Source organism: Spirillospora sp. NPDC049652 (assembly GCF_040675125.1).
Lineage (GTDB): Bacteria > Actinomycetota > Actinomycetes > Streptosporangiales > Streptosporangiaceae > Spirillospora.
The window spans coordinates 1-2330 of the sequence record NZ_JBFAOF010001054.1 but is presented as its reverse complement, the minus strand read 5'-3'; the positions used below and the strand labels follow the sequence as shown (position 1 = coordinate 2330).

Annotated in this window: 2 protein-coding genes; both read right to left on the bottom strand. The window is 75.9% G+C overall.

What is annotated here, in order from left to right; genetic code table 11:
- Positions 1 to 1270: SseB family protein (locus AB0J52_RS36770; RefSeq protein WP_500187527.1), on the bottom strand; the 1270-nt coding region annotated here is incomplete at its 3' end.
- Positions 1271 to 1549: 279 nt separating this feature from the next.
- On the bottom strand, positions 1550 to 2330 hold a 781-nt coding region (locus AB0J52_RS36765), incomplete at its 5' end, for an aminotransferase class V-fold PLP-dependent enzyme (protein WP_500187526.1).

Sequence of the window (2330 nt, the reverse complement as noted above, 5' to 3'; positions counted from 1 at the left end):
CCCGCCCCGCCGAGGACACGTCTTCCCCGGGCGCGGACGGCTCGCCGGGCACGGCCGGGTGGCCGGGGACATGCGGCGCCGAAGGCATGGCCGCCGAGTCTTGGCCCGCCGAGCCCTGGAGCGTGGACGGGTAGCCGGTGCTCTGCGACTCCGCGCCGGTCGGCTCCGTGTGCGCGCCGTCCTGCCACGGCACGGACGGTGCGTCCGACGCGGGTGACTGTTCGGGCGCGGAGAGACCGTCCGGTGCGGCCGGGTCCGCGAACGCACTGGCCTCGGCCCCGGCGGGACGCTGCCGCTCCGCGTCCGCGATCCCGGGTGCGGAAGTCTCGGACGGCGTGAGCGAAGACCCCTGAGTATCCGCAGGGGAAGCGACCGGTGCGAGAGGTTGGCCCGGGACGTTCGCCTCGCCGGACACGTACGGATTGGGCGGCACCGGGGCCTGCGCCCGCGCGCTCGCTTCGCCCGTCGCGGCGAAGTCGGAAGGCCCACCGGGCTGGCCGGGGGCAGTCGCGCCGCCGAGCGCGTCCGGTTGCGGCGAGGGGGACGGCCCGTCGGGGGAGACGTAGCCCTGGCTCAGCGCGGACGTCGGGTACGGGACGGCCGGAGGAGTGGGGTACGCGGCGGGGACGACCGGCGGCGTGGGGGACGCCGGCTCGGCCGGACCGGCCAGCGAAGAGGAAGCGGAGGAGTCGAAGGACGCGGCGGGGTCGAACGCGTCGGAGAAGGAGGTGGCCGCCGGGACGGGGGACTCGGGGGTCTCGGAGAACGCGGAAGGACCGGAGGGTGTGGACGGAGCGGAGGACGCGGCGGGCGCCGGGTGGTGGCCCGCGACCGGCGGGCGGGCGTCGCCCTGGGCGAGCTGCAGCACGAACCAGGCGGGCAGGCGGCCCTCGATCGGAAGGGAGACGTCCCGGACGGAGTGCGCCGGGACGTCCACGGCCAGCCACCAGTTGTTGTCCGGCCAGGACTCGGCGAGCACGGTGAAGCGCAGCCGCACGTAGTGCCGGTAGGACGGGCCGAGGCAGGCGCGCATCGCGGTGGGCGAGGTGTAGGCGAGGACGAACGTGCGGTCGTCCTCGGCCTGGGTGGGCCAGGCGGGCCGCCGCTCGTTGGCGAGGACGTCGTCGATCAGGTCGGGCGGGACGGGGACGACGAGCTCGCTGCCCGCGAGCAGCCGGAAGTACCCCTCCTGGTCGCCGTTCCGTACCGCGTCCCCCAGTCGGCGTTCGAGCTCCGACGTGGGTCGCCAGCCGTCGGCCACGGTCGCCACCCCCTGTTCATCCCGCCCAGGACCTTCCTCCGCCCGGACCCCGGCGCCGGGAGGCGGGCCCCGTTGGGCACCTTACGGACCTGCTTACGCTACATGGGCGAACAGAGCTAAAGCGCCCACTCGACCGGTCCACGGACGACCCTCGGCCAGTATGGCGCGGGACGGTGACATTCCTACGCCCCGGCCGGGAGACGCCGGGCGGGCGGGGCACCCCTGGCCTCCGCGAGGTAACGGAGATCTAACCCTTAGGTAATTGCGGCAGGGTGCCCCCGCTGCAGGTCAGCGGCCGCGGGCGAGGGTGGCGACGGCCTCGACGAGCCGGTCGACGTGCGCCTCGGTGGTGCCGATGCCGAAGCTGGCGCGGACGGCCGAACCCTGCCCCTCCGCACAGCCTTCCCCGGCGCCGGACTCGCCGACCCGGCCCGTTCCGCCGTCCTGACTCGTCTTGCCGGCCTCGCCCGTCCCGCCGGACGCGCCCGACGCGCCGAGGAGGTGCCGGACGAACGGGTGCGCGCAGAACTTCCCGTCCCGCACTCCGATGCCGTACCGGTCGGACAGGGCGAGCGCGAGGTCGCGCGCCTCCCAGCCGTCCACGACGAACGACACGATGCCGACCCGCGGCGAGCGGTCCCCCCACAGGGTGAGCTCGCGCACACCCGGGATGCGGGCCAGGCCGGAGCGCAGCCGGGCGAGCAGCCGCTCCTCCCGCTCGACGAGCGGGGTCCAGCCCGTCGCGGTGAGCGTCTCGCACGCGGCGGCGAGCGCGAGGACGCCGAGGACGTTCGGGGTGCCCGCCTCGTGCCGCGCCTCCGGGTCGGTGTGCCAGTGCGGGCGGTCCCCGCGGTCCTCGACGGACGCGGTGGCCCCGCCCCCCTTGAGGTAGGGGTCGGCGGCGCGCAGCCAGTCGGACCGTCCGGCCAGCACGCCCGCGCCGAACGGCGCGTACAGCTTGTGCCCGGAGAAGGCGACGTAGTCGAGGCCGAGCGCGGTCATGTCCAGGGGGCGGTGCGGGACGAGCTGCGCCGCGTCCACCGCGATGCGCGCGCCGTGCCGCCGGGCG